The organism is Pedobacter sp. MR2016-24 (genome assembly GCF_026239655.1).
Lineage (GTDB): Bacteria > Bacteroidota > Bacteroidia > Sphingobacteriales > Sphingobacteriaceae > Pedobacter.
In genome coordinates, this window is record NZ_JAPIVO010000009.1 from 175,420 (window position 1) to 201,654 (window position 26,235).

The 26,235-nt window shown below is 38.9% G+C and carries 28 protein-coding genes; 13 read left to right on the plus strand and 15 right to left on the minus strand.

The genetic code is table 11. From position 1 onward, the window contains the following. Positions 1-87: 87 nt before the first annotated feature. Entirely contained in the window at positions 88-744 is a 657-nt protein-coding gene (locus OQX62_RS23430; protein ID WP_265834098.1) for a protein-L-isoaspartate(D-aspartate) O-methyltransferase, read from the plus strand. 5 nt (positions 745-749) lie between these two features. Here OQX62_RS23430 and smpB read toward each other — a convergent pair whose 3' ends face one another. From smpB to OQX62_RS23445, 3 genes are read right to left on the minus strand one after another with little or no spacing between them, the layout of a single operon-like run. Beyond that, complete coding sequence (smpB, locus tag OQX62_RS23435) at positions 750-1,199, minus strand: SsrA-binding protein (protein WP_265834099.1); 450 nt, start codon at positions 1,197-1,199, stop codon at positions 750-752. 20 nt (positions 1,200-1,219) lie between these two features. Further along, complete coding sequence (locus OQX62_RS23440; RefSeq protein ID WP_265834100.1) at positions 1,220-3,082, minus strand: Nramp family divalent metal transporter; 1,863 nt, start codon at positions 3,080-3,082, stop codon at positions 1,220-1,222. Between the two features lie 39 nt (positions 3,083-3,121). Continuing rightward, positions 3,122-3,775, minus strand: a complete 654-nt coding sequence (locus OQX62_RS23445; protein WP_265834101.1) for a metal-dependent transcriptional regulator — start codon at positions 3,773-3,775, stop codon at positions 3,122-3,124. 138 nt (positions 3,776-3,913) lie between these two features. On the opposite strand from OQX62_RS23445, the gene OQX62_RS23450 reads away from it, so the two are divergent. Continuing rightward, positions 3,914-4,384 (plus strand): Lrp/AsnC family transcriptional regulator, encoded by a 471-nt coding sequence (locus OQX62_RS23450; protein ID WP_265834102.1) that lies wholly within the window; start codon positions 3,914-3,916, stop codon positions 4,382-4,384. Between the two features lie 20 nt (positions 4,385-4,404). Here OQX62_RS23450 and ung read toward each other — a convergent pair whose 3' ends face one another. Beyond that, the gene (gene ung / locus OQX62_RS23455) at positions 4,405-5,082 is read right to left on the minus strand and encodes a uracil-DNA glycosylase (protein WP_265834103.1); all 678 of its coding nucleotides are present in this window, start codon (positions 5,080-5,082) and stop codon (positions 4,405-4,407) included. 4 nt (positions 5,083-5,086) lie between these two features. Continuing rightward, on the minus strand, positions 5,087-5,497 hold the full coding sequence (locus OQX62_RS23460) for a thioredoxin family protein (RefSeq protein ID WP_265834104.1): 411 nt from the start codon (positions 5,495-5,497) through the stop codon (positions 5,087-5,089). A gap of 122 nt (positions 5,498-5,619) precedes the next feature. Between OQX62_RS23460 and OQX62_RS23465 the strand changes: the two genes are divergently transcribed. After that, positions 5,620-6,159 (plus strand): DUF2892 domain-containing protein, encoded by a 540-nt coding sequence (locus tag OQX62_RS23465; protein ID WP_265834105.1) that lies wholly within the window; start codon positions 5,620-5,622, stop codon positions 6,157-6,159. Positions 6,160-6,215: 56 nt separating this feature from the next. On the opposite strand, the gene OQX62_RS23470 is transcribed toward OQX62_RS23465, so the two are convergent. The 5 genes from OQX62_RS23470 to OQX62_RS23490 form a co-directional block, all read right to left on the minus strand. Then, complete coding sequence (locus tag OQX62_RS23470) at positions 6,216-6,428, minus strand: hypothetical protein (RefSeq protein WP_265834106.1); 213 nt, start codon at positions 6,426-6,428, stop codon at positions 6,216-6,218. An 87-nt stretch (positions 6,429-6,515) separates the two neighbouring features. Next, positions 6,516-8,237 carry a lysine--tRNA ligase gene (gene lysS, locus OQX62_RS23475; RefSeq protein ID WP_265834107.1) on the minus strand — a complete coding sequence of 574 codons (1,722 nt, stop codon included), beginning with the start codon at positions 8,235-8,237 and terminating at the stop codon, positions 6,516-6,518. A 90-nt stretch (positions 8,238-8,327) separates the two neighbouring features. Continuing rightward, positions 8,328-10,241 (minus strand): AMP-dependent synthetase/ligase, encoded by a 1,914-nt coding sequence (locus tag OQX62_RS23480; protein ID WP_265834108.1) that lies wholly within the window; start codon positions 10,239-10,241, stop codon positions 8,328-8,330. 93 nt (positions 10,242-10,334) lie between these two features. After that, positions 10,335-10,661, minus strand: a complete 327-nt coding sequence (locus OQX62_RS23485) for a HesB/IscA family protein (protein WP_265834109.1) — start codon at positions 10,659-10,661, stop codon at positions 10,335-10,337. Positions 10,662-10,722: 61 nt separating this feature from the next. Continuing rightward, positions 10,723-11,922, minus strand: coding sequence for an IscS subfamily cysteine desulfurase (locus OQX62_RS23490; RefSeq protein ID WP_265834110.1), 1,200 nt, complete (start codon positions 11,920-11,922; stop codon positions 10,723-10,725). A gap of 116 nt (positions 11,923-12,038) precedes the next feature. Between OQX62_RS23490 and mce the strand changes: the two genes are divergently transcribed. From mce to OQX62_RS23530, 8 genes are all read left to right on the plus strand, one after another. Then, the gene (gene mce, locus OQX62_RS23495) at positions 12,039-12,452 is read left to right on the plus strand and encodes a methylmalonyl-CoA epimerase (RefSeq protein WP_265834111.1); all 414 of its coding nucleotides are present in this window, start codon (positions 12,039-12,041) and stop codon (positions 12,450-12,452) included. Between the two features lies 1 nt (position 12,453). Continuing rightward, positions 12,454-12,741, plus strand: coding sequence for a hypothetical protein (locus OQX62_RS23500; protein WP_265834112.1), 288 nt, complete (start codon positions 12,454-12,456; stop codon positions 12,739-12,741). Positions 12,742-12,824: 83 nt separating this feature from the next. Continuing rightward, entirely contained in the window at positions 12,825-13,073 is a 249-nt protein-coding gene (locus OQX62_RS23505) for a type B 50S ribosomal protein L31 (RefSeq protein WP_196858660.1), read from the plus strand. 72 nt (positions 13,074-13,145) lie between these two features. After that, on the plus strand, positions 13,146-14,321 hold the full coding sequence (locus OQX62_RS23510) for a GlmU family protein (RefSeq protein ID WP_265834113.1): 1,176 nt from the start codon (positions 13,146-13,148) through the stop codon (positions 14,319-14,321). A gap of 39 nt (positions 14,322-14,360) precedes the next feature. Next, complete coding sequence (gene tpiA, locus OQX62_RS23515) at positions 14,361-15,122, plus strand: triose-phosphate isomerase (protein ID WP_265834114.1); 762 nt, start codon at positions 14,361-14,363, stop codon at positions 15,120-15,122. Further along, positions 15,122-15,961 carry a 50S ribosomal protein L11 methyltransferase gene (gene prmA, locus OQX62_RS23520; RefSeq protein ID WP_265834115.1) on the plus strand — a complete coding sequence of 280 codons (840 nt, stop codon included), beginning with the start codon at positions 15,122-15,124 and terminating at the stop codon, positions 15,959-15,961. Before tpiA ends, prmA begins: the two co-directional genes overlap by 1 nt. Before the next feature lie 33 nt (positions 15,962-15,994). Continuing rightward, positions 15,995-17,347 carry a UDP-N-acetylmuramate--L-alanine ligase gene (locus tag OQX62_RS23525; protein ID WP_265834116.1) on the plus strand — a complete coding sequence of 451 codons (1,353 nt, stop codon included), beginning with the start codon at positions 15,995-15,997 and terminating at the stop codon, positions 17,345-17,347. A 28-nt stretch (positions 17,348-17,375) separates the two neighbouring features. Then, positions 17,376-17,705, plus strand: a complete 330-nt coding sequence (locus OQX62_RS23530) for a helix-turn-helix domain-containing protein (protein WP_041884843.1) — start codon at positions 17,376-17,378, stop codon at positions 17,703-17,705. 7 nt (positions 17,706-17,712) lie between these two features. Here OQX62_RS23530 and OQX62_RS23535 read toward each other — a convergent pair whose 3' ends face one another. The 4 genes from OQX62_RS23535 to OQX62_RS23550 all read right to left on the minus strand — a co-directional run bounded on the left by OQX62_RS23535 (position 17,713) and on the right by OQX62_RS23550 (position 23,239). Continuing rightward, positions 17,713-18,834: a GNAT family N-acetyltransferase gene (locus OQX62_RS23535; protein ID WP_265834117.1), complete on the minus strand. Its 1,122-nt coding sequence runs from the start codon at positions 18,832-18,834 to the stop codon at positions 17,713-17,715. A 61-nt stretch (positions 18,835-18,895) separates the two neighbouring features. Continuing rightward, on the minus strand, positions 18,896-19,093 hold the full coding sequence (locus tag OQX62_RS23540) for a hypothetical protein (protein WP_265834118.1): 198 nt from the start codon (positions 19,091-19,093) through the stop codon (positions 18,896-18,898). A 425-nt stretch (positions 19,094-19,518) separates the two neighbouring features. Then, positions 19,519-22,470: a two-component regulator propeller domain-containing protein gene (locus OQX62_RS23545; RefSeq protein WP_265834119.1), complete on the minus strand. Its 2,952-nt coding sequence runs from the start codon at positions 22,468-22,470 to the stop codon at positions 19,519-19,521. Further along, positions 22,460-23,239: a LytR/AlgR family response regulator transcription factor gene (locus OQX62_RS23550; protein ID WP_265834120.1), complete on the minus strand. Its 780-nt coding sequence runs from the start codon at positions 23,237-23,239 to the stop codon at positions 22,460-22,462. The genes OQX62_RS23545 and OQX62_RS23550 overlap by 11 nt, the downstream gene beginning before the upstream one ends. A 150-nt stretch (positions 23,240-23,389) precedes the next feature. Between OQX62_RS23550 and OQX62_RS23555 the strand changes: the two genes are divergently transcribed. Together OQX62_RS23555 and OQX62_RS23560 are read left to right on the plus strand one after the other, a co-directional pair. Continuing rightward, positions 23,390-24,094, plus strand: a complete 705-nt coding sequence (locus OQX62_RS23555) for a ferritin-like domain-containing protein (RefSeq protein WP_265834121.1) — start codon at positions 23,390-23,392, stop codon at positions 24,092-24,094. 10 nt (positions 24,095-24,104) lie between these two features. Beyond that, on the plus strand, positions 24,105-24,941 hold the full coding sequence (locus OQX62_RS23560; RefSeq protein ID WP_265834122.1) for a ferritin-like domain-containing protein: 837 nt from the start codon (positions 24,105-24,107) through the stop codon (positions 24,939-24,941). 140 nt (positions 24,942-25,081) lie between these two features. Here the strand turns inward: OQX62_RS23560 and mqnC are convergent, their stop codons facing one another. After that, the gene (gene mqnC / locus OQX62_RS23565; protein ID WP_265834123.1) at positions 25,082-26,206 is read right to left on the minus strand and encodes a cyclic dehypoxanthinyl futalosine synthase; all 1,125 of its coding nucleotides are present in this window, start codon (positions 26,204-26,206) and stop codon (positions 25,082-25,084) included. Positions 26,207-26,235 lie beyond the last annotated feature (29 nt).

Consider the following 26,235-nt stretch of genomic DNA (forward strand, 5'->3'; position numbering starts at 1 on the left):
GTTAGGTTTTGTTCCTAAGTTGTTGTGTATTAAATTCCTACGATTTAAGCCTGAAAAATTGATTCTAAAGCAGTATTTTTGGAATCAATGGCATATAAGTTTGTAGATAATTACAGGGAAAGAGGGGCGAGGAAAAAATTAGTAGAACACCTCAAGTCAAGAGGTATAGCTGATGAACGTGTTTTGACTGCAATTGGAAAAGTACCCCGGCATTTCTTTTTTGATGAAACATTCTGGAATCAGGCGTATAAAGACATTGCTTTTCCAATTGGCGACGGACAGACTATTTCTCAGCCCTATACGGTAGCTTACCAAAGTGAGTTGCTGCACATTGTGAAAGGCGACAAGGTTCTTGAAATCGGAACCGGTTCCGGTTACCAGACTTGTATCTTAATGGAGCTTGGTGCTGAGGTCTATACCATTGAAAGACAGGAAAGCATCTACAAACATACTATACGGGTATTGCCGGGAATGGGATACAAAGCCAATTTTTTCTTTGGTGATGGATCAATGGGGATTGCTGATCATGCACCGTATAGTAAGATCATCGTAACCGCAGGTGCACCCTTCGTCCCGGAAATACTGTTAAAACAGCTTAAAATAGGAGGTATTCTGGTCATTCCGGTAGGTAATGAACATTCCCAGACTATGGTAACAGTCATCAGAGTAAATGAAACAGAATACGAAAGATTTGAACTGGATACTTTCAGGTTTGTCCCCCTTGTGGGAGACCAGGCCTGGTAATTTTTTTACACTTTTAACGCTCTATCCATCTCCCTTTTCGATTCCCTGTCTTTGATGCTGTCTCTTTTATCAAATTCTTTTTTACCCTGAGCCAGCGCAATCTCAATTTTTGCGAATCCTCTCTCATTGGTAAAAATGCGAAGAGGCACAATCGTATAACCCTTCTCTTCGCTCTTTACTTTGAGCTTCTTCAATTCTTTTTTTTGCAGGAGCAGTACTCTGTCCCTTTTGATATCATGATGGTGAAATGAACTGTGACTGTATTCCGAAATATGCAGATTCCTTACATAGAGTGTATTACCGATAAACATGCAGAATGCATCAGACATATTTGCCTTTCCTTGTCTGATTGCCTTAATTTCTGTACCCAGTAAAGCCAGTCCCGCATTATATTTTTCAATGACATGGTAGTCGAAATATGCTCTTTTATTTTTTATTTGAATGTCGTTTTTCATAGAATCTGCTAATATAAGATTTATCTGACCACTAACACAGGAATGTTTATTTTGTGACGTACCGATTCTACAGTGGTACCGAAGATAAGGTCCTTTAACCCTTTATGGCCATGTGCACCCATCACCAGCAGGTCCAGCTCATTAGTTTTAGTAATTTCTGCAATTCCGCCTGCAGCCTTTCCAAAACCAATATGGGGGATGGCCTTGTAGCCCAGCTCTTCCAGATTTGTACAATACACTTTTAAGTTTTCAGCATCACTTTGTGTTTCATGGTCTAAGGTAGCTTTACCATGATACCGGGCTGCTGCGGTTTCTACAATATGAATCAAATGGTATTCTGCGCTATGACCACCCTGCAGGAGCGCATGCTGAATGGTATTCCTGTCATTTTTTGAAAAATCTACAGTAATCCCTATATGTGTATATTTAATTTTGTCTACCACTTCAATATTCAGTGCATTGCCATGCGGCACATTAATATGCGCTGTTTTTCTGGCATTAAATATTGGATACACAAACACATACAGTAATAACAAACCAATCAGAATGGCAACGGGAATGATAATCACATAGATATACCATCCACCAGATTCCTTGCTCCAGTTTGCAATTTCTTCTGTTACCAGTTTAATGTTCAGGATTACGATCACACTCGCACTGATCCAGGCAAGAATCTTCACCCATAGTTTGATAGCAAAGCCCTTCATTTCTTTTTTATCGGAGGTGAAGTGGATCAATGGAATTACCGCAAATCCGAGTTGCAGACTTAAAACTACCTGGCTTAATATGAGCAGGCCGCTTAATGCATCGTCACCAAAGTACAGGATGGTAAAAAATGCCGGAATAATGGCCAGCAAACGCGTGATTAATCTCCGTAACCAGGGCTGAATGCGCAGGTTCAAATGCCCTTCCATTACAATCTGTCCGGCCAGTGTTCCTGTAACGGTAGAGCTTTGGCCTGCTGCGATCAGGGCTATCGCAAATAATGTGGGTGCTACACCGCCAAAAATGTGTTCCAATAACTTATAAGCGTCCTGAATTTCTGCAACTTCATGCAACCCATTTTTGAAAAATGCCGCTGCAGCAAGAATAAGGATTGCTGCGTTGACGAAAAAGGCAAGATTGAGGGCGACTGCCGTATCGATGAAATTAAATTTTATGGCTTCTTTTATGCCTTTAGTGTCTCTCTCAAATTTCCTGGTTTGTACTAAAGAGGAGTGGAGATATAGATTGTGCGGCATGACGGTAGCCCCTATAATACCAATAGCAATATATAAGGCTTCGCCAGATAATACTGAAGGTTTTAGCCCTTTTACAATTTCTTTTATAGATGGCTCCACAATAAACATTTCAACCAGAAAAGAAATACCCACAATAAACACCATGGAAACGATAAAAACTTCCATTTTACGCATTCCTTTATTCATCAGAAAAAGGAGGAGGACAGTATCAAAAATAGTGATACTGATTCCCCAGATCAGCGGCAGGCCAAATAGGAGGTTTAGACCAATAGCCATACCAATGATTTCTGCAAGGTCACAGGCAACAATGGCCGTTTGGGCTAACCCGAATAATGGGATATTTACCCACTTTGGATAACCGTTCCTGGATGCCTGCGCCAGGTCAAGGCCTCTCACTATGCCTAATCTTGCACTTAACGACTGCAAAAGCAGCGCTATTAAATTTGACATGAGCAGGATCCATATCAACTGATAGCCAAACTTACTACCACCGGCAAGATCTGTAGCCCAGTTGCCCGGATCCATATAGCCTACGCTGACCAGATAAGCAGGACCGATAAAAGATAAAATTCTTCTCCAGCCAGTTCTTTTACCAGTATCTACACTTTGATGTACTTCACTTAATGATTCGGATTTTTTCATTGGTATATTAGCATTTACGCTTAAATGTCTTTGATTTCTTTATTTTTTTACCAGAATATGCTGAGCAACTTCCTTACTGATATTTACTGTTTTACTGTTTACTAACAATTCTACTGAACCATCGAAATCGGTAATCTCCTGAACTGTTAATGTTACACCGATAGTCAGGCCCAATTTTTCCAGATGTTTCAGGAAAGGCGAAGAATGTTCCGTTACACCAATAATTATACCTGTATATCCTTTTCCCAGCTGATGGAGATGCATATTTTCGGACGGCTCAAAAATCCCTTCTTTATTCGGGATAGGATCGCCATGAGGATCTCTTTTCGGAAATCCCAAAAAATCATCCAGTCGTTCTATTAATGCAAAAGAGTTGATGTGTTCCAGTTCTTCTGCGATATCATGTACTTCATCCCATTTGAATTTGAGCTTTTCTACCAAAAAAACTTCCCAGAGCCTATGCTTTCTTACAATTCTGATGGCAGCGGTTTCCCCTGCAGGCGTTAAAGTAACTCCCTGATATTTGATGTAATCAACAAGTTTCTTTTCCGCCAGCTTTTTAATCATATCTGTAACCGATGCCGCCCGTGTTGCCATCTTTTCAGCTATAGCATTAGTCTGCACAGCATTAGGATTGATTTGAGATAAATGATAAATTACTTTGAGATAGTTCTCTTCTGTGAATGATTGCATTTATATAAAGCTAATTATTTTTTTAGATAAATCTAAAAATAATTCCATAGAATAATCCATAATTATTCTGTTATTTTATAGAATTAAATTTGGTGAATAAGTGATTCTTATTCTATCTTTGAATCATAGAACGAACAAATGGCAGCAGAATTAGATAAAATAGATTTTAAAATCCTTAAGCTTTTACAGGAAAACGGCAGAATTACCAATTTGCTATTGTCTCAGGAAATAGGTTTATCTCCGGCCCCAACATTAGAGCGGGTAAGAAAGCTGGAGATGTCTGGCTTCATCAAAAGTTATCATGCATTAGTTGATGAAGAAAAATTAGGATTAGGGATCAAAACTTTTATACAAGTGCAACTTGATTTTCATAAAAATAATACTATCCAGATATTTTTGGATGAAGTAAATCTGATTAAAGAAATTACTGAATGTCACCATGTCACAGGTCAGGCTGACTTTTTATTGAAGGTATATGTTAGCGATATAAAAGCATATGAGCGTTTAATTATGGATAAGATCAGTAAGATCAGTGTTGTTAAAACGTTTCAGACGATGATGATCATGTCCACAACCAAAAAAGAGCCTATCGTTCCCCTGGAATATTAAAACAAGTTAAAAAACCTGTCTTAGCTAATTTGCCAATTGATAGGTTTTTTACCTTTTGCTATTAAAATTGCATTTGTCTTCGAAAAGGGCTTGCTGCCAAAAAATCCGTTATAAGCAGAAAATGGTGAGGGGTGGGCAGACTTAATCACGGTATGCCTGGTTTCATCAATTAATGCCGATTTATTCTGGGCGAACTTACCCCATAATAAGAACACTAATCCCTCTTTCTGTCCCGAGAGCTGACTAATAGCCTGATCAGTAAAAGCTTCCCATCCTTTTCCCTGGTGTGATCCCGGTTCATGCGCTCTGACTGTTAAGGAAGCATTCAATAACAGCACACCCTCATCCGCCCATTGGGTAAGGTTACCGTGAGCTGGAGTCTTAAAGCCTTCAATATCTGTTTCCAGTTCCTTGTAGATATTTTTTAAAGAGGGCGGCACAGTTACACCTTTCTGCACAGAAAAAGATAGCCCGTGTGCCTGTCCCTGACCATGGTATGGATCCTGACCCAGAATTACAACTTCAACTTTATCAAATGGAGTATGGTTAAAGGCATTGAAAATATCGGCGCCTTTTGGATAAACGGTATGTCCGGTTTCTTTTTCTTTCAGGAGGAAAGATTTAAGCTCTTTCATATACTCTTTTTCGAACTCATCCTGTAATACGTTTAACCAACCAGGTTCTAGTGCTGCTGACATCTCTTTATTTTTGTGTTAATATTTCAACTAAATCTTCTTCCAGTGTGTTCACCGGACTTTCAACAATCCTGCCTATCTCTTTGTTTCCATTCATGATAATGAAAGTAGGCACCATTTCAATTTCCAGCTCATCAATCAGGCCGGGAGCAGCTTTTTTCATCTCATTCACAGAGATGAGAACAATTTGGTCTTCATGAATACCAATTTCATCCAGCACTTTGTAGAAGCGCGGAACCTGCAGCCTGCTGTCACTGCACCATATACCCAACACGATAATAATTTCAATAGCTTGTGGTAGGGACCGCAACAATTTAATGCTATGTTTATCTGTTTTGTAGGATGCATACGCTGCAGTATATGCATTTTTCATTTCCGGCAGTGACAGTATAGCCGAACGTGTACATTTGTCTGACATAAAAACATTTCCTCTTTAATTTTATACTTGATTGAGCCAGAAGGCGGACAAATATTATTATTTTAAATCTGATTTTTCGCATATAAAGACGATATTTGCAAAAAAATAAATTAATAATAGATATGCCAAACATAGTAAGACTTGTTGTAGGGTTTGTAGTATTGGGAGCTGCAATAGCACTCATGATTTTCGGTTTATGGGGCTGGGGGATTTTAGCTGTGTTTATCAGTATCTTAGTTATCATCACCTTTTTCTATAATGAAAATATGCTGCTTGCACAGTGGTTTTTGAGAAAAGATGATATGCCTAAAGCCGAAAGCTTTTTGCGTAAGATCACTAACTATGAGACACAGCTGATCCGTGTTCAACACGGATATTATAACCTGTTGATTGGTTTGATTGAATCCAGAAAAACCCCGATGCAGTCAGAGAAATACTTCAAAAAAGCTTTATCCCTTGGTATGCATATGGATCATAACATCGCCCTGGCAAAGTTAAGCCTGGCCGGTATTGCAATGGGTAAACGTAATAAAAGAGAGGCTCAGATGTATCTGACTGAAGCTAAGAAGGCAGATAAGAATAAATTGCTGGCCGATCAGATCAAGCAAATGAAAGATCAGCTGGGGATGCTGGATAAACAGCAGCAGGTAAGATACAGGTAGTACCTGTAAAATCTGCAATGAAAATCATAATAGAAAAGCCACTTGCGTGGCTTTTTTTATTTATCTGTTAATCTGTCGAAATTTTCATCCTGATCAGGCTGTGATCTGCTGATGATATCATCTTCATAATCACCCTTTTTCCTACTGAAAAATAATTGTTCAGTTTGAATTCTTTTGATTAACTGGCGTATAAGTGACAAGTCAAAGGCATCTTTACTTAGTTTTATACAATATTCGTTGTCGGTTATCTCGAGTATGGACTTGTTCATAACATTCGCATTTTAGTATATGCTAAAAATAGAAAAGGCCTTCCACATTTAAGTATGGAAGGCCTTTAAGTTTATGTTATCTCTTTGTTAAGAGAACCAGACAGTTACATCTTCTTTGGAAGGCATCGTCAAATCCAGTTTTAATTTTTTGCGCATACCACCAAGATCATTAAATACCTTGTTTGCATTTGCAGCCTTTAAATCTTCTACCGTATTAAAGCCCATTTTCCGGATTACCTGTACCCATTCTGCAGGGATTCCGGCTTCAACGAAATCTTCATCGCTCGTCACTTTCGCTTTTTTCTCTGGTCTCATCTGAGGGAAGAAAAGAACCTCCTGAATAGTAGACTGGTTAGTCATCAACATTACCAAACGATCTATACCTACACCTAAACCAGATGTCGGTGGCATACCATATTCCAATGCACGAAGGAAATCATCATCCATCGCCATCGCTTCATCGTCACCTCTATCCGCTAATTTCAACTGATCCTCGAAGCGCTCTTTTTGATCTATAGGATCATTCAGTTCAGAATAGGCATTTCCAATTTCTTTACCCATCACAAATAATTCAAAACGCTCTACTAGGCCATCTTTACTTCTGTGTTTTTTAGCCAATGGCGTCATTTCGATCGGATAATCAGTGATGTAAGTCGGCTGAATCAGATTGGCTTCTACCTTCTCGCTAAATAACTCATCAATTAATTTTCCACGGCCCATTGAGGCATCTACTTCAATATGCAGACTTTTGCAGGTCTCCTTCAATTCTTCCTCTGTCATTGCCGATACATCAATACCAGTGTATTTTTGTATAGATTCGTACATCGTTAGTTTTTCGTAAGGACCGGCAAAGTTAATCTCATGTTCTCCGACTTTCACTATTGGCTGACCATGAATGGCGACAGCAACTTTTTCAAGACACTCTTCTACCATGCCCATCATCCAGATATAATCCTTATAAGCCACATAGATTTCCATTGCAGTATACTCTGGATTATGCGTCCGGTCCATTCCTTCATTTCTGAACATTTTTCCGAATTCATAAACACCATCGAAACCAGCAACGATTAACCTTTTTAAATACAGCTCATTTGCTATTCGTAAAAACAATGGCATATCAAGCGTATTGTGATGTGTTTCGAAAGGACGTGCAGCAGCACCACCATGTATTTGCTGTAGTATTGGTGTTTCCACCTCCATCCAGCCCTGCTGATCAAAATAGTTCCGCATGGTATTGATTACCTTAGAACGGTTGATGAAAATCTGTTTAAAGTCAGGATTTACAGTTAAATCAACATAACGTTGTCTGTATCTTAATTCCGGATCTGTAAAACCATCATATATATTTCCTTCTTCGTCACGTTTTACAATTGGAAGAGGTTTTAACGATTTTGATAGTAATTTAAACTCTGTTACATGTATTGATATCTCGCCTGTCTGGGTAGTGAATACATATCCCTTTACACCGATAAAATCGCCAAGATCCAGTAATTTCTTAAAGACAGTATTATAAAGTGTCTTGTCTTCATCGGGGCACAGTTCATCTCTCTTCAGGTATACTTGTACTCTTCCGGTCGAATCCTGTATTTCCACGAATGCTGCACTCCCCATGATACGGCGGGTCATTATCCTTCCCGCAAGGCTAACCTGCTGATAAGCATCCTTATTTCTTTCGTAATTCTTTAATATGTCAGCCGCATTGGCATTGATCTCATATTCCTCTGCCGGATAAGGGTCAATTCCTAATTCACGTAATTGGGTAAGCGCATTTCTGCGCAATATTTCTTGTTCTGATAGTCCTGTACTCATAAATGTATATTCAATAACATAACGCTGAATAGATATATCCGGCATACTTCTGCAAAAATAGTAAAATGGATTGTGTTTTAGCAGAAAGTTCTAATCAGCTTCTACGGATTCTTTATACATTTCATTAATGCTGTCCGCGTATTTCTTTTCAACTACTTTGCGCTTTATCTTCATGGTAGGGGTAATTTCACCTTCGTCCATGCTGAAAGGATTTCTTTTTACCATGAAATTTTTGATCCGCTCAAATTTTGATAACTCATTCGATAGTTTCCTGATATCCTGCTGCAGCCATTCCACAATCCCGGGGTCAGTTATGAAAACTTCCGGTTGCAGGAAGTAATCGTCCTTCAGGTTAAATTTCTCCTGCATGGTCTCCCTGTTCGGGATGACAATAGCGGTGAGATATTCTCTTTTATCACCAATTAAAAACAGCTGCTCAATCTTCAGGCTTTTCAGGTAAACGTTTTCTACCGGGGTAGGATATACATTCTTGCCATAAGCATTAACGATCATATTTTTTAAACGGTCTGTGATCTGCAGATTACCCTTATAAAACCTGCCGATATCGCCGGTATGGAACCAGTGGTTTTTGTCGATGGCCTCTGCCGTTTCCGCAGGTTTATTGAAATAACCCTGCATCACACAATGCCCCCTCACAATAATTTCACCCTCAGCACACTCAAAATTTTCATCGAATGTATCATGTGTCTGAATGTTGATCATTTCTTTGGTTTCTACGTCCTGTACGCCGATTTCAATTCCCGGAATAACGCGGCCAACAGTACCGTAGATCTGGCGGTCAAACTCTGTAACAGCCATTACCGGTGAAGTTTCCGTTAAACCAAAACCTTCCAGGATTTTAATACCGAGGTTGCCGAAAAATTCACCTACATTTTTTGGCAGGGCAGCGCCGCCCGAAATCATAAACTTCAGTCTGCCGCCAGTTTTCTCTTTAATCTTGCTGAACACCAATTTCTCCGCAATTGCTTTCTCCGCTGAAAGGAACAGGCCAGGATTCCTGCCTGCTTCTTTTTTCTGTCTGAAATGCTGACCAGTTGCTAATGCCCAAAGGAATATTTTAGCTTTTAGTCCGCCTTCTGCCGTTCCGCTTTTAATGGCTTTATCATGAATACGTTCAAGCAGGCGCGGTACGCAGTTCATCACTGTTGGCCTGAGCTCTCCCATATTCTTAGCCAGGAGTTCAAGACTTTGTGCAAATGCCATTTTACAACCTTGTGCGCAGCACACGTGGTAAGTCGCCGTGCGTTCAAACACATGAGAAAGTGGCAGAAAAGAAAGGAATGTCTCTGTTTCGTCGATCACTGGGATCTGCTCCAGGCATACTTTCACATTTTCGACAAAGTTGCTATGAGAAAGCATTACCCCTTTCGGAGTTCCTGTTGTGCCTGAAGTATAAACAAGCGAAGAGGTATCTGAAGGGCGCAGCGCAGTTCTGATCTCTTTAATTTTCCATCCGTATTGTGCCGTCATTCCCTTACCCAGATTGAGCAGGTCTGCGAAGCTGATAATTCCGGCACGCAGATTTGACGGGATGGTTATCTTTGAATATTCTGCAAAAGCAGGAATGATATAAAGCAATTCTTTACAATTGTCAGCTATCTTTAATATCTTTTTATAAAGAAAAGTATTGCCTACCAGTATGGCTTTCATGCCCGAGTCGTTGATAATGTATTCGACTTCCTGCTCTGATAGCGTAGGATAGATAGAAACGTTTATCGCACCAATCTGCTGAATGCCCTGATCATAATAAACATAATCCGGACCGTTTTCAATCATCAGCCCCATACGGTCTCCTTTAACAATGCCTTTTTCTAAAAAGAATGCAGCAATCGCATCCGCATGATCAAGGGTTTGCTTAAAAGAAATGTGTTCCCAATCAGCAGTCTTTTTATGTATTAAAAAGGTTTCTTCCGGTTGATGAATATTCTCTACTACGTTTCTCAATAAGCTGGGAACGGTAGAAAACTCGTTAAATGATACCATATATTTGATTTGCGATGGCAATAATAAAAATTTTTATATCAATAACACAAAAAGGGGCACTAAAAGTGCCCCTTTAAATTATAAAAAGATTTTTTAAACGGAGAAGCTCTCTCCGCATGCACATGAGCGGCTTGCGTTTGGATTGTTGAAATTAAACCCTTTTCCATTTATTCCAACAGTGAAATCAAGCTCGGTACCTGCCAGGTATAAAAATGATTTCATGTCTAGTGCAATCCTGATACCTTTATCTTCGAAGAACTGATCGTCTGCCTTCGCTTCAGTATCAAAATCCATATTATATGATAATCCGGAACATCCTCCGGTCGTTACAGAAACGCGTAAAAATGATCCTTCTCCTTTGTCAGACTCTTCCATCAAACGGACAATTTTAGTTTTTGCTTTATCGGTTATTGTGATCATAGCTTTAATTTTAGGATGATAATAAATGACAGCTAAAAAGATGCCAGATAAATTAATAATGTTATTTAATCAATTTTACTCCTTCAGCCTCCCTGAACATTTCCCACTGTGGAGAGAGGATTCTGAGGTGACTGACTGCTTTTTTTGTATTTTCAATGGTATAATCAATTTCTTCGGCTGTAGTGAATCTCCCTAAGCCAAAACGAATAGAAGAATGTGCGAGATCATCAGATAAGCCCATGCCTTTTAATACATAGGAAGGTTCCAGGGAAGCCGAAGTACATGCTGAGCCCGAGGAAACAGCTATATCTTTCATGGCCATCATCAACGCTTCGCCTTCCACATGTCTGAATGAAATATTTAACACATGCGGCAAACGATGAACGGTGTGACCATTTACATAACTTTCTTCTATTCCCGTCAATGCGGTTTCGAGTTTGCTTTTCAATCCTGACAGTCTTTCTGCTTCCTCTGCCATCTCTATGCGGCACAATTCGCAGGCTTTGCCAAAACCGACAATTCCAGGGACATTTAATGTACCTGAACGCATGCCCCGCTCATGACCTCCGCCATCCAGTTGTGCTGTCAACTTAACCCTTGGATTTTTACGTCGTACATATAATGCACCTACACCTTTTGGCCCATATAGCTTATGTGCTGTAAATGCCATGAGGTCTATGCCGTCAGTATCTACATTTACAGGTATTTTTCCAACTGCCTGGGTGGCGTCTGACATAAAAAGTGCTCCGTGTTTGTGCGCAATTGCAGAAATCTCTTTTATTGGCTGTATTACACCAGTCTCATTATTACCATACATTACCGTAACCAGGATAGTTTGTGCTGTCATTGCTGCTTCCAGTTCCGCCAGATCTATCAATCCATTCGCTTTAACCCCGAGATAAGTTACTTTTGCACCTGCTTTTTCCAGGTGTTTGCAGGTGTCTAAAATAGCTTTATGTTCTGTAGCAGTAGTGATAATATGATTCCCTTTATCCTGATACATTTCAAATACACCTTTAATAGCGAGGTTATCTGCCTCGGTAGCACCAGAAGTAAAGATGATCTCTTTATCGGTGCAGCCAACCAATTGAGCTACCTGCTCACGGGCATAATCAACACCTTCTTCTGCAACCCATCCAAATGCATGACTACGGCTCGCTGCATTTCCGAATTTACTGGTTAAATAAGGCAGCATTACTTCCAGTACTCTTGGATCAAGTGGTGTAGTAGCATTATTGTCCAGATAAATAGGAAGTTCCATTGTATATGATGATTTGTATCTATGCAAAGGTATGAAAAAAGATGCCCAACATTAATAATATGCGGCGATCATAAGGTTATTACAGCATGCATTTTTACATTTGTATAACGTATAGGATGAAGATGAATAAAATTGAGCATATTGGTATAGCAGTTAAGGATCTTGAGTTATCCTGCAACCTCTATGAAAAGTTACTTGGTGTAACTCCCTACAAAAGGGAACAGGTGTTTTCAGAAGGGGTATATACTGCATTTTTCAGGACAGGAGAAAGTAAAATTGAGCTCCTGCAGGCTACTACAAACGAGAGTGCAATCGCCGGTTTTATTGCTAAAAAAGGAGAGGGGATCCATCATATCGCCTTCCAGGTAGACGATATCCTCGCAGAAATGGTCAGGTTAAAAAATGAAGGTTTTACGCTGCTGAACGAAGAGCCAAAAATGGGAGCAGATAACAAGCTTGTTTGTTTTGTTCATCCCAAAGGTACAGGCGGAGTACTGGTTGAAATTTGTCAGGAACTCAACATAGAATAAGATGGAAGATTTAAAAGCGCTGAGCAGGATTATAGGAAATGACTTCGAACTGGAGGAGGAAATATCAGCAGACCAGCTTCGTGAAAAAATGATTTATGCTTTTTCATGGTTACTTGATAATGATATCTCAAAAATGATGAATATTTTGTATCGTGCTGATGTTGATGAAGATAGGCTGAAGTCCCTGCTGGTTAGCCGTTCTCAATTGCCTTCAGCGGAAGTGATTGCAGACGAATATATTAGCCGGCAAAGACAGAAAGTAGAGACCAGAAAAAAGTATAGTTCATAATTTTTCATTAATTGTTGTAAATAAAAAATATAATTAGGATATTTGCATCCTTCAAAATAAGCGACAAATAAGTATATATTCATATGAAAAAAGATCTTCACCCATCAAACTATAGATTCGTAGTATTTAAAGATATGTCTAACGAGTACTCTTTCCTAACTAAATCTTGCGTTGATACGAAAGAAACTACAACTTGGGAAGATGGTAACGAGTATCCTCTATACAAATTAGAGATCTCTCATACATCTCACCCTTTTTATACTGGTAAAATGAAACTTGTAGATACTGCAGGTCGTATCGATAAATTCAAAACCCGTTACGCTAAGAAATAGTTCTACTTGTTAAAGAAATTATTTTAAAGTCCCGTAGCCAATGCTTCGGGACTTTTTTTATTTTTGTAGCTTATGATAATTAATCTATTTGATGATAGTGCATGGATCACGCTTCGTCCGCTCACTTTTACGAGGCCAGTTGCAGATCTGCGAATAGGAATTCTGACGATTGCCGAGAAGTGGAATAAGTATAGCGATAACGTTGCGGGATATCGTACTGCTCCTTATTTATCCGCCAAGTATCCTGAAAGCAGCAATGCAGACACTTATATCAATAGTGCTGTCTGTCCAGATGCATCCCTTTATGATGCTGTCTCTTCAATGAATGCCGGGGAGGTCCTGATGAAGGATGGATTGGTGATTGCCTATAAACCGGGAAATAGTCAATATCTTACTTTAGCGGATGTCAGTCAGCTCAAGCCGGTACAGTTTACTTCATCTTTTACACGAATCGTATTTCCTGAAGATATTTTTAAATTCAACGATGCCGAACTGCGCAAGGATTTTGAATTGCTGACCAAAGGAAGAAGCTCTGCTGCATTGAGCGGTACCAATACAGTGCTGGGTGATCATATTTTTATTGAAGAAGGTGTAGAAGCTGAATGTTCTACTTTCAATACTTTAAATGGTCCTATTTATCTCGGTGAAAATGCTCAGGTTTGGGAAGGCTGTCATATCAGGGGCTCTTTTGCATTGTGTGGAAATTCGCAGATAAAGATGGGCAGTAAAATATATGGACAGACAACCATTGGCCCCTTCAGCCGGGTAGGGGGAGAGATAAACAATGCCGTCATATGGGGATATTCTTCTAAAGGACATGAAGGTTATCTTGGCAATGCGGTAATGGGACAATGGTGTAATATCGGTGCAGACAGTAATAACTCAAACCTAAAAAATAATTATGCGGAGGTTAAACTCTGGGATTATCCTACGGAAACTTTCAGAAAGACCGGATTGCAGTTTTGCGGATTGATTATGGCAGATCATGCGAAATGCGGGATCAATACCATGTTTAATACGGGAACAGTTGTGGGCGTTAGTGCGAATGTATTTGGTGCTGGTTATCCGAGGAACTTTATTCCCGACTTTGCCTGGGGCGGTGCACATGGTTTTGAGGCCTATAGCCTTGAAAAAATGTTCGAAACAACAGAAAAAGTATATGAACGCAGAAATATTGACTTTAATCAAGTAGAAAAAGATATATTAACCGAAGTTTTTGAATTAACAAGGCGCTACAGGCACTTTTAGTCTGCCAGGCCATGTGAGAATTAATCACAATAATATAATATGAGAAAGAAAATAGTAGCTGGCAATTGGAAAATGAATACAGATTATGCAGAAGGCATATCTCTGTTCTCAGAAATCGTAAACATTGTAAGAGATGAAAAAAAGGGTGACCAGATTGCCGTAATTTGTGCGCCTTTCATTCATTTAAACAGCTTGTCAAAATTAGGTGGTGATACAGTTAAAATTGGTGCCCAGAACTGCCACCAGAATGAAAGTGGTGCATTTACAGGAGAAATTTCTGCTAAAATGATTAAATCTGTTGGGTGTGAATACGTAATTATCGGACACTCTGAACGACGTCAGTATTTTGCAGAAAGTGATGCTTTATTAGCGGAAAAAACGAAAATTGCACTTGCACACGGTTTAATCCCTCTTTTTTGCATAGGGGAAACATTAGACGAAAGAAATAATGGCAACTTTTTTGAAATCTTAAAAGGTCAGCTGGAAAATGGCGTTTTTGGCTTGGATGAAGCAGATTTTGCTAAAGTAGTGATTGCATATGAACCCGTATGGGCGATAGGCACCGGTTTAACTGCGACTGCAGAGCAGGCACAGGAAGTTCATGCTTTTATCAGATCAGAGCTGGTTTACAGATATGGTGAAGAGGTTGCTGAAGATACTTCAATTTTGTATGGCGGAAGCTGTAATCCAAAAAATGCGGCAGAATTATTCGCGCAGAAAGATATAGATGGCGGACTGATAGGCGGTGCTTCTCTTAAATCACGTGATTTTGCAGATATCGTTAAAACATTTAATGCTTAATGCAGTATATCAAAGTCATATTTAGTTTTATTAATATCAAAGAATATCAGCAGGATTTATTTATAAATGAACTTGCTGATATCGGATTTAATACATTCGAAGACACACACAAGGGATTTGCTGCTTTTATAGATGAAGACTCCTACAGCCATATGCATCTTAACGATGTGCTGGTTCAGTTTGAAGACGAATTTGAATACAGTTACACAGTAACAGAAATTGAAGCGGAGAACTGGAATGAAGAGTGGGAGAAAAACTTTGAACCTCTTATTGTTGATGACAGCTGTTATGTAAGGGCTACCTTTCACGAACCCCAGCCGCAATATCAATATGAAATAGTCATAGATCCTAAAATGGCATTCGGTACTGGTCACCATCAAACTACAACGATGATGATGCAATACATCCTGGATACTGATGTTAAGGGACAGTCTATTCTTGATATGGGCTGTGGAACCGGTATCCTTGCTATACTCGCTTCAAAAAAAGGTGCAAGGGAGCTAACTGCTATCGATAATGATGAGGTTTGTTATCTGAGTGCAATAGAAAACACAGAATTAAACAATATTGATAATATTATTGCAATTTGCGGCGGAAAAGAAGTTATTCCTGCGCATAATTATGATATTATCCTTGCAAATATTAACCGTAATATTCTGCTGGATCAGATACCTGTCTATGCAGAGGTGTTAAAAACCGGCGGATTGATTTTCTTCAGCGGATTTTATGAGGCGCCAGACCTGCAAATGATTAAAGATGCTTGCGAAGCATTCCAAATTAATTATTGCGACCATAAGAAGATTGGGGACTGGGTAGCAGCACAATTTAAAAAAGCTTAATTGATAATATATTAAATTGCTTTATTTTTTGATATGCGTATACATTTTATAGCTGTTGGTGGAAGTGCAATGCATAATCTTGCAATAGCTTTACATAAAAAAGGGTTTATTGTAACCGGTTCTGATGATGCTATTTTTGAACCCTCCAAGAGCAGACTGGCCAGTTACGGCATCTTGCCTGCTAAAATGGGCTGGGATGAGCAAAATATTACTCAGGATCTCGACGCAGTTATCCTGGGCATGCATGCACTTTTAGATAACCCTGAGCTGGTTAAAGCACAGGCTTTAGGACTGAAAATTTATTCCTATCCTGAGTATATTTATGAACAGACAAAAGATAAACAGCGTGTAGTCATTGGCGGAAGCCATGGTAAAACCACTATCACGTCAATGATCCTGCATGTTTTAAATGTACACGGGAAAGATTTTGATTACCTCGTAGGAGCACAACTGGAAGGTTTTGATACCATGGTCAAAGTGACCGATTCAGCACCTGTTATCATCATTGAAGGAGATGAATACCTGGCATCCCCTATTGACAGGCGACCGAAGTTCCATCTTTACAAGGCAGACATCGGTGTAATCAGTGGAGTTGCCTGGGATCATATCAATGTATTTCCTACTTATGAAGATTATAAGCTTCAGTTTGATTTATTTATTGATACTATTCAGGCTGACGGCAAACTTATTTATTGTAATGCTGATGAGGATCTTGTTGATGTCGTTAATAAAAACAATTCGGCGGTCGAAAAAATAGGGTATACTTTACCCGATTATGAGATTCATGACGGAATAACCCAGTTGATGCCTGAAAAACTGCCTTTGAAAATTTTCGGTGACCATAACCTGATGAATTTAAGTGCAGCGAAACTGGTTTGCAGCGCATTGGGAATTACAACAGAGCAATTCAATGTTGCTATTGTTTCCTTTAAGGGGGCATCCCGCAGACTGGAGTTACTTCATTCTGAAAATAATTCAAATATTTATAAAGATTTTGCACATTCTCCCTCAAAATTGAAGGCTACAATTGAGGCAGTAAAGTCACAGTTTGAGGAAAGGAAGCTGGTGGCATGTGTGGAATTACACACGTTTAGTAGTTTAAATAAAAATTTTTTGTTGCAATATGAAAACTCTATGATCCGTGCAGACCTTTCTGTCGTATATATAGACGAAAAAACATTTCAACAGAAAAAAGTGACACCATTTAGCGACATAGATGTTCGAACAGCATTTAATAGCCCGGGGTTGACTTTTTTCAATGATGTGACTAAGCTTGAAGCCTATTTAAGAGATTTAGATTTCAAAGATACCAACTTATTACTGATGAGCTCAGGTAACTTTGGAGGAATGGACCTGGTTAAACTGGCACGCGAGTTGAATACTTAAAAGAACAAACACACCTAAATTTATAGTAATGAACATTATCGGTAAAAACATCAGACAACTTCGCCAGAAAAATGGCTGGAGCCAAGGCGAAGTAGCCAAAAGGCTTAACATCTCAATCCCTGCTTTCTCTAAAATTGAAACAGGTATTACAGATATCAACATTTCAAGACTTGCTCAGATTGCAAATCTATTTGAAGTTTCAACTATGGATATCATCTCCAAAGAAGGTGAAAATCCACAGTCGGTAAATTTTGAGGAGATCAATAATCTTAAAGCTAAACTTTCTTTGAGAGAAGAAGAGATCATTAAATTGCAGAAAAAAGTAATCGATCTTTACGAAGAGATCAGAGAAAAATAGTCCCTCTCTAAGAGAAGGACTTATGCATCGTCAGGTGCCGCTTTCCAAAAGTGGCACCTGTTGCTTCATGAATAGAAAGCATCTTATCATTAAAATCACCTACCCACGATAATTCCAGTTCATCATACTGGTCCATAGGCAGCACATATTCCTTCAGCTTAATAAACAATGCCGACTCAAGGCCATGTTTCTGGTAAGCAGATTTAGTCCCCATCACTATTGCACGCATCCGGTTTACGCCTTTCCACCGGCGATAAACGAATTTAAGTTTTTCTATCAGTCCCAGGTTTCCTTTAAAATCTTTTATCATTTGATTAGCATCAGGTATGATAACTACAAAAGAAGCGGGTTCTCCGTTCAGGTAAGCGAACCAAATTAACTTTTCATCCATTATGGTCTCCATCTGTTTGAAACTCTCCAGAAGCGTTTCTTTTTTAATAGGAACAAAGTTTTCGAAATCTTTCCAGCCATCATTATAAATCTCCATCAGATCTGCTACATATTTGTCCGGATTCTTTTTCGAAAAGTGCTCAAAAGTATAACCTGGCTTATTAGAGACCCAGGTGGCAATTTTAGTGAAACGTTCGGGAAATGGTTTTTTGACAGCCAGGTGATTCGTAATTTGCTGATAAGCGGTTGTAAAGCCATAATTATCAAAAAATGACTGATAGTATGCCGGATTGTAATTCATTCCGTAAGAAGGGGGCGTGAAGCCTTCGACAAGCAATCCCCAGAACATATCATTTTCACCAAAATTGATTGGACCGTCCATAGCCGCCATTCCGCGTGCTGCCAGCCATTCTTTTGCGGTATCGAAAAGTTTAAATGCGGCGGACTGATCGTTAATACACTCAAAGAATCCAACACCACCGGTTGGCTGTTCATATTGATAGGCTTTTTTCTCATTGATAAACGCAGCGATTCTCCCTATCAGATGGCCATTGTCATCCTTCAATATCCATCTGGTACATGAACCGTGTTTAAAAAAGGGATTTTTATGCGCATCAAATGTTTTTTCAACATCCTGATTCAGCGGGCAGATCCAATTTTTGTCTTCTTTATAAATAAGCAATGGTACTTTTAGAAACTCTTTTTTTGTCTGACTGTCAGCAACAGGAATTATATGCATTTATTCTAATCTTATAATAAAAAAAAAAGCATCTCAAAGATGCTTATATGGAGAATGCTATTTAGTAATTATCGTCATCGTCATCAAAGTCGTCAAATGTATCTAAATCATCTAACGGCAGGTCAAAGTCATCATCATCATCGTCTTCAAATGTTTTCTTTTTTTCAATTGGATCAAATGAATTTTCATCAGTCATTTCTTTGTCCTGTGCCTCATCATCTAATGGACCTTTCTTAACGGATTTTTTTGGATTTGTCATTTCTCTAAAATAAAATTGCCAGAAGTATATTGATATGTTAAAATTACAAAAAATCTTTTTAAATAGCACCAGTGCTGTTTTTATGATTCTTTTGACGTACCCAAAATTAGCATAAAAAGCTTTTCAAAAAAAGAACTTTTTTCAAAATCCGGATCACAATCTTCAAACTGTTCATGATCAGCTGAATAAAAAAAAGCACAAAAAAAAAGTGGTAAAATTATTAGTTTTACCACTTTTAACACACAAATGAAACCTGAATTGAGATATAGTTTTAGGTTAGGTTAAAAATATCTTTGATCAATTCTATAAGAACGTTTTTTGCAAACTTTGTTTGCTTTAATATCTATAACAAGTTTAATGCTAATTTCTTTTTTTATGAAGTTTAGTTAGTAAGTGGTACGTATTGTTGAGTAAACGGTAAAAACCTATTTAAAAGGGATCAAAATCGAAATAATTGTACCCGAATTTCCGTTTTGTGCGACCTCAATTTGGATCGGATTGGCCTCAGTCTGGTTAATCAGGTTTATTCTTTCCTGCGTCAGACTCATTCCTCTGCTGTCATGGCTATCCTTCTTAATCTTTAAAGAATTGTCGAAGCCTATACCATTGTCGATAATCCTGATCAGCATAGCCTGGTTTTCCATTCTGGTAATCAGGATGTTAATTTCGCCACCCTCTTCCTGCGGCATCAAACCATGCCATATTGCATTTTCAATATAGGGCTGCAGTAACATGGAGGGAAGCAGTGTTTCATCCTGATCAATGGTCTCATCAATTTCAATATGATAATTAAACTTTTCGCCAAAGCGTTTTTTCTCCAGATTGAGGTATAAGATGAGATAATCCAGTTCTTCTTCCAGGGTAATGAAGCTCCGGGTACAGATATCCAGGTTTTTTCTGATGAGTTTTGCAAAACCAGTGAGTATTTTATTTGCTGAAGAGGTATCTTTGGTGTTGATATAATGCTGAATAGAATTCATTACATTAAAAACGAAGTGTGGGTTCATCATCGCCTGCAGCGCTCTTTGCTCCAGCATCAAAATCTTATTTTTATATAATAACTGTTGCTGCTCTTTATTCTTCTGCTGCCTTGTAATGATCACCGCTATCTTATAGAAGGTGATACTTGCCAGAAGAATTAATAATAAAATGAAGTAGGTAGACTGCCAGAAGTGTTCTACCAGGGTAAACTTGACCTGAACTGGTTTACTCCAGGAGCTATTAGGGGTTCTTGCACAGAGTTCAAATGTATATTTACCCGGTTCAAGTGATGAAAACTCAATTCTTCTGTTTTTTGTTTCAGTCCAGTTCCCATTTGCCTTTAACCGGTAACGGTAGAGAATAGTTTTGTTTTCGAAATCGATAGCACTGTAATAAAAGATAATGTTGTTGTGATCCGGTGATAAAATGATATTACCCGGCCGCTGCGTTAATGACAATCTGTTGCTGATGATAGCTGATATCAATACTTTCGGTGAAGTATTTCTGCTGTCGTAAGGGCTTATGGGGAAATATACCAGCCCATGATTTGTGGCAAAATATGCCGTATCGCGATCTATATATAATCCATTAACGTCATCATGCAGCATCGCATTTGTATATTCGAAAGATTCTACAGCGTAATTTTTATGGGTTAAAATTCTGTTTAAGCCGCTATTGGTCATCACCCATACCTGTCCGTCTCTGATGAAAATACTTTTGCAGATATTGTTTGCCAGGCCATCTTTTATCGTCAGCTGTTTAATCAGCTTGTTGTTTTTAAAGAATAATAGTCCGTATCCATCAGTAGCCAGTACCGTTGTACCGTCTGCTGCCTGTTTAATATCATTTATTCTTTTAGTCAGTAACTGATGCTGTTCATATCTTTTATTGAGTCGGTCGCTACATAACTCTGAGAGTCCTTTAACATTAGAGAACCATAGGTTTTGTTTTTTATCGTAATAAACATGATAAGACCTGCCGCTAAAAAAGTTTTTACCTTCTTCGTATGCTGATGATGAAAAAGTGAGATTGTTGAGTGGGGTATCAATTATCACCACACCGGAAGAAAGAGAAATCGCCAGTTTATTATTCTTGCTGATACTGAAGCTCTTTAAGACAAATCCTGAATTGCTCATTTCTCTCAGGTAGTTGATTTCCGGATTTATTCCATTTGGATTTTTTACTATCCCCAGTCCATTGTCAGACGCGAAAAACAAATTTTGATACGCCATATCAAAGCCAAGCTGTTTGATTTGCTGGTATTTAATTTTATCTGGCAGACTGATCTTTTTTACAGGGGCACCCGGGTGCTGTACGTGATTGATCATTCCATCTCCCAAACCCAGCCATAATGCATTTTTACGATCCTTTGTCAGGCTCTTAATGTTGTTGTTGCTCAGACCCTGACCAGCATCTAAAATGTAAATTCTGTTTTCTTTTTTAGGAAGGAAATAAATCCCGTTGGAAGTCGTAAACCACATGTTGCTCTGGGTATCCTTTATCACCTGGTTGGTTGAAATCTGATGCAGATAACGGGTTGTTTTTTCTCTTTTAATCTGGTATACCCCGGTATTGGTACTTAACCAGACGGACTGATCGTTTTCTGCATAAAAGTAACCCGGGTTTTCATTTAAGATCTTTTCTTCAATCTTTATTGTCAGCCGCTCTGTATTCCCGTCTTTAATATTCAGGCCATTATGATCCAGGAATAACATTGTTTTGTCAGCCCGGTTAATTGAAGTTTTATAAGAAAGGGGGGCGACTGTTTTTTTTGTCAGCGTAAACTTTGATCCCCTAAATATCCGCAGGCAATGTGCGCTGCTTGCCCATATTGTACCAGCTTTATCTTCGTAGACAAAGGTATTAATAAACTGATTTTTACTATTACTGGAACTGTATCTTGTTAAAAAGTGACCGTCCCATTTAGCCAGTAGATTTTTATTGGTGCCAAACCACATGTTGCCCTTGCTGTCCTCAAAAAATGATACCACAACACCATTAAATTTTAATAAACTCAGCAGTTTATCATTATGCTCATTGTAGATCTTTCCATTGAAAAAATAGCTGAGCTGGCCGTTTAGTGCAGAAAACCAAATCTTTCCCTTTTTGTCCTGATTCATCTGGATAATCTGATTGTCAGGCAATCCATCGTCCACGGAGAAATTTTCGAACATGTTGCCATCAAAGCGACTTACGCCGGCATCAGAGCTGATCCAGATATAGCCGTTTTTATCCTGTAAAGTATAGTAACAGTTATTGCTTGGCAGACCTTCTTTTGTAGTGAAATGTTTCACAAAAGTATTTTGCCCGTAGCCGTTAAAGCATAGACAAACCAGAAGGGATATGACCACACTAAATTTGCCCGCAACCGCCAGTTTATTTATATTATTTATCACTACTATAACTCGTGTATACCTTTATTTTATCCATAAAATCACTTGCTCTTCTTCTGGAAACTGCAATTTTCTCCCCGTTTTTCAGCAAAACTTCAAGCCCGTTTTTTGAATTGAATTCCACAAGGTAATTCAAATTTACAATACTGGATTTATGTATTCTGACAAACTGATTTTCCGGCAGCATTTCTTCATATTCTTTTAAAACACGTGAGACCGTGATTTTATCCCTGTTATGGAGATGAAAGACAGAATAATTGCTGTCAGCCTCAATATGAATGATTTCATCTATTCCAATTAAGGTATATCCCTGGCTATTGGGAAGGCTGATCTTGCGAATTCCGGACTTGTCGCTTAAATTTTGTGTTAAATCTTTTAATCTTTCATTTCTGTTATTTTCATAGTCATTGAAACCAATCAATCTGGTCGCTTTTTCCACTGTTTCTTTCAGCTCGTCAATGTCAATCGGTTTTAATAAATAGTCCAGTGCACTGGACTTAATTGCCTTCAGCGCATATTGGTCATATGCGGTTGTAAATACTACCTGCGCATTATTTGAGCGCGCATCAGGTATCAGTTCGAATCCATTTTTTCCAGGCATCGCGATGTCTAAAAAGATCAGATCCACCTCGTGCTGAGACAGTAAATCACGTGCTTCATCTACCGATTTAGCAATGCCGCAGATCTGAACATTTTCACAGTTTTCCTGTAAAAGAAAATATAATGAAGAGCGGGCAAATTCTTCATCGTCAACTATAATCACATTTATCACTTGCAAATTTTTATGATGGTGAATTTATTAAAAAAGTAGGGTACTCAAGAATTTTTCTTCAAAACCCAAAAACCAAAGCAATTTTTCCGCCGTATGTGACAATATAACCACAAAATAAATATAAAGAACTCAAACTAATAAACGTCTATTATGAAAAACTTTCAACAAGAAGAGCAAGAGGTGCTGCAAAAGGAAAGCGGCATTTTTACCGCAAGCTTGCAGCGCAGATCTTTTCTGCAATATGCAGGAGCTGGTGCAGCAGGTATCGCTTTAATAGCAGCAGGCTGTAAAAAAGACAATCAGTCGTCCGACGATGGGGTTAACTTAGGTAGTGGTGATATCGGAATCCTGAATTACGCTTATGCACTGGAACAATTAGAAGCTGCGTTTTATGCTGCAGTGATACAGACGCCTTATGCAAATATTCCTGCGAATGAACTGGCTTTGCTGACCGATATCAGGGATCACGAATTAGCTCACAGAGAGTTTTTCAAAAAAGCTTTGGGCACAAATGCGATTCCGGGACTGGAAGTGAACTTCTCCGGTATCAACTTTACACAAAGAGACAGCGTATTGGCTACTGCAAAAGCGTTTGAAGATTTAGGCGTTGCTGCTTATAATGGTGCAGGCCGATTAATAAAGAGTGCGGATTATCTTGTATTAGCTGGAAAAATCGTTTCAGTTGAAGCGCGCCACGCTGCGCTGATCCGTGACCTGATCTCTAATGGTACTTTTGCAGATTCTACAGTTATAGATGCAAACGGACTTGACCTTGCCTATACGCCAAGTAAAGTTTTATCGATGGCTCAGGCATTTGTTAAAACGAAAATCAACGGATCTAACTTACCATCTTAATCAGGAAATCATGAATATCTTAAATATATTAGAAGAAATTGAAAAAGTAGACGGCGAAGTATATGAGCGCCTGAGTCCACGAAGAGCTGCTATGAAGCAATTCTATAACATGGGATCTAAAGTTGCAGTTGCAGCAGTGCCACTAGCATTAGGCTCTATGTTCAAAAAAGCATACGGACAAACAACTTCAGGTGTGATTGATGTACTTAATTTTGCATTGACGCTGGAATACCTGGAATATTATTTCTATCAGCAAGGGGCGGCGACTGCGGGACTGATTCCTGTTGGAACACCAGCAGTAGCAGCTATTAATACTATTCGCGACCATGAATTGGCACATGTTAACTTATTAAAAAGCGCAATTACTGCTTCAGGTGGCACGCCGGTAAGTTTTACAGCAGCAAATTTTGATTATACTGCAAAAAACAATTTCCCGACTGTATTTACAAACTATCAGACCTTTCTTGCGGTAGCTCAGGCTTTTGAAGATACAGGTGTAAGAGCCTATAAAGGTCAGGCTCCAGCTTTAATGAGCAGTCCAAGTGTATTGCAGACTGCTTTGCAAATCCACTCTGTTGAAGCACGCCATGCTTCACATATACGCCAGATGCGTAAAACTTTAGCTGGTGGCGGACAAACGAATATGAAACCATGGATTACTGGTGCAAATGACAGTGGTATCGGAGCAGCTGTAGATGCTGTTTACAAAGGTGAAGACAATGTGACGCAAGCAGGTATCAACATTCCTTCATTAGGCGTTTCTACAAATGCAGCAACAGAATCATTCGACGAATTTTTGGTAAAAGCAGATGTATTAGCAATTGCATCGCTGTTTATTAAATCATAAAAGCTTTTGTTTAGGTTTAAGATGAAGAGGAGGGCGCAATGTCCTCTTCTTTTTTAATGTTAAAGGGTTGCTATAAATTCATAGCAACCCTTTAACATTATCAGGCAGATCCAAAATCCACATTTTGGACCACTCTGTATTTAGTAATTAATTACCTGCTCTTCTAACTGCGCAGGAAGATCACGGTAATTGTACTGCTGACCTCTCAACTGCGGTTCAAATCCTGCTTCTCTGATCGCATCCTGAATTCCTTTTGCCGTAAACCTGTGTGGTGCACCCGCAGCAGATACTACGTTTTCTTCAATCATAATCGATCCAAAGTCATTTGCCCCGGCATGCAGACATAACTGTGCTACATTTTTTCCGACTGTTAACCAGGAAGCCTGTATATTCTTAATGTTTGGCAGCATAATTCTGCTAAGTGCAAGCATTCTGATATATTCGTCTCCGGAAACATTATTGGTAATGCCTCTCAGTCTTTTTAACAATGTTCCGTCATCCTGAAACGGCCATGGGATAAAAGCTAAAAATCCTTTTGCATGTTCAGGTTTCTCGCTCTGAACTTCTCTGATCCATACTAAATGCTCAAAACGCTCGTCAATAGTCTCCACATGACCAAACATCATCGTGGCTGAAGTAGTCATGTCTATCTGATGTGCCGCACGCATTACATCCAGCCATTCCTGACCGCCACATTTACCTTTAGAAATCAGACGGCGTACCCTGTCGTTCAATATTTCAGCGCCTGCACCCGGCAGGGAATCCATACCTGCCTCTTTTAAAGCCACAAGAACTTCAGTATGACTGATTTTTTCCAGCTTGGCAACATGCGCAATTTCGGGCGGACCGAGTGCGTGTAACTTTAGATCGGGATACAGTTCCTTCAGCTTTCTGAACAGATCAGCATAAAATTTAAGTCCCAGATCGGGATGATGTCCCCCCTGTAATAATAACTGATCTCCGCCCAAACGAAAGGTCTCTTCAATCTTAACTTTATAGGTTTCTATATCTGTTATGTAACTATCTTCATGCCCTGGTCTTCTGAAAAAATTACAGAATTTACAGTTTGCAATACAAACATTGGTTGTATTTACATTACGATCTATCTGCCAGGTAACCTTGCCACTTGGTACTTGCTTTTTTCTTAGTTCATTTGCCACAAAAGCTAAATCCGCTGTTGCAGCATTATGATATAAAAACACACCTTCTTCTTTTGTTAAAAAGTCAAATTGTAGAGCCCTTTGTAGTAATTCGGCAGTATTCATATCGCAAATATACCAATGTTCTTTAGTTT

Bases quoted from the DNA above. Each gene is read 5' to 3' on its own strand.
- OQX62_RS23430 (WP_265834098.1), top strand. From the start codon at position 88: ATGGCATATAAGTTTGTAGATAATTACAGGGAAAGAGGGGCGAGGAAA.
- smpB (WP_265834099.1), bottom strand. From the start codon at position 1,199: ATGAAAAACGACATTCAAATAAAAAATAAAAGAGCATATTTCGACTAC.
- OQX62_RS23440 (WP_265834100.1), bottom strand. From the start codon at position 3,082: ATGAAAAAATCCGAATCATTAAGTGAAGTACATCAAAGTGTAGATACT.
- OQX62_RS23445 (WP_265834101.1), bottom strand. From the start codon at position 3,775: ATGCAATCATTCACAGAAGAGAACTATCTCAAAGTAATTTATCATTTA.
- OQX62_RS23450 (WP_265834102.1), top strand. From the start codon at position 3,914: ATGGCAGCAGAATTAGATAAAATAGATTTTAAAATCCTTAAGCTTTTA.
- ung (WP_265834103.1), bottom strand. From the start codon at position 5,082: ATGTCAGCAGCACTAGAACCTGGTTGGTTAAACGTATTACAGGATGAG.
- OQX62_RS23460 (WP_265834104.1), bottom strand. From the start codon at position 5,497: ATGTCAGACAAATGTACACGTTCGGCTATACTGTCACTGCCGGAAATG.
- OQX62_RS23465 (WP_265834105.1), top strand. From the start codon at position 5,620: ATGCCAAACATAGTAAGACTTGTTGTAGGGTTTGTAGTATTGGGAGCT.
- OQX62_RS23470 (WP_265834106.1), bottom strand. From the start codon at position 6,428: ATGAACAAGTCCATACTCGAGATAACCGACAACGAATATTGTATAAAA.
- lysS (WP_265834107.1), bottom strand. From the start codon at position 8,237: ATGAGTACAGGACTATCAGAACAAGAAATATTGCGCAGAAATGCGCTT.
- OQX62_RS23480 (WP_265834108.1), bottom strand. From the start codon at position 10,241: ATGGTATCATTTAACGAGTTTTCTACCGTTCCCAGCTTATTGAGAAAC.
- OQX62_RS23485 (WP_265834109.1), bottom strand. From the start codon at position 10,661: ATGATCACAATAACCGATAAAGCAAAAACTAAAATTGTCCGTTTGATG.
- OQX62_RS23490 (WP_265834110.1), bottom strand. From the start codon at position 11,922: ATGGAACTTCCTATTTATCTGGACAATAATGCTACTACACCACTTGAT.
- mce (WP_265834111.1), top strand. From the start codon at position 12,039: ATGAAGATGAATAAAATTGAGCATATTGGTATAGCAGTTAAGGATCTT.
- OQX62_RS23500 (WP_265834112.1), top strand. From the start codon at position 12,454: ATGGAAGATTTAAAAGCGCTGAGCAGGATTATAGGAAATGACTTCGAA.
- OQX62_RS23505 (WP_196858660.1), top strand. From the start codon at position 12,825: ATGAAAAAAGATCTTCACCCATCAAACTATAGATTCGTAGTATTTAAA.
- OQX62_RS23510 (WP_265834113.1), top strand. From the start codon at position 13,146: ATGATAATTAATCTATTTGATGATAGTGCATGGATCACGCTTCGTCCG.
- tpiA (WP_265834114.1), top strand. From the start codon at position 14,361: ATGAGAAAGAAAATAGTAGCTGGCAATTGGAAAATGAATACAGATTAT.
- prmA (WP_265834115.1), top strand. From the start codon at position 15,122: ATGCAGTATATCAAAGTCATATTTAGTTTTATTAATATCAAAGAATAT.
- OQX62_RS23525 (WP_265834116.1), top strand. From the start codon at position 15,995: ATGCGTATACATTTTATAGCTGTTGGTGGAAGTGCAATGCATAATCTT.
- OQX62_RS23530 (WP_041884843.1), top strand. From the start codon at position 17,376: ATGAACATTATCGGTAAAAACATCAGACAACTTCGCCAGAAAAATGGC.
- OQX62_RS23535 (WP_265834117.1), bottom strand. From the start codon at position 18,834: ATGCATATAATTCCTGTTGCTGACAGTCAGACAAAAAAAGAGTTTCTA.
- OQX62_RS23540 (WP_265834118.1), bottom strand. From the start codon at position 19,093: ATGACAAATCCAAAAAAATCCGTTAAGAAAGGTCCATTAGATGATGAG.
- OQX62_RS23555 (WP_265834121.1), top strand. From the start codon at position 23,390: ATGAAAAACTTTCAACAAGAAGAGCAAGAGGTGCTGCAAAAGGAAAGC.
- OQX62_RS23560 (WP_265834122.1), top strand. From the start codon at position 24,105: ATGAATATCTTAAATATATTAGAAGAAATTGAAAAAGTAGACGGCGAA.
- mqnC (WP_265834123.1), bottom strand. From the start codon at position 26,206: ATGAATACTGCCGAATTACTACAAAGGGCTCTACAATTTGACTTTTTA.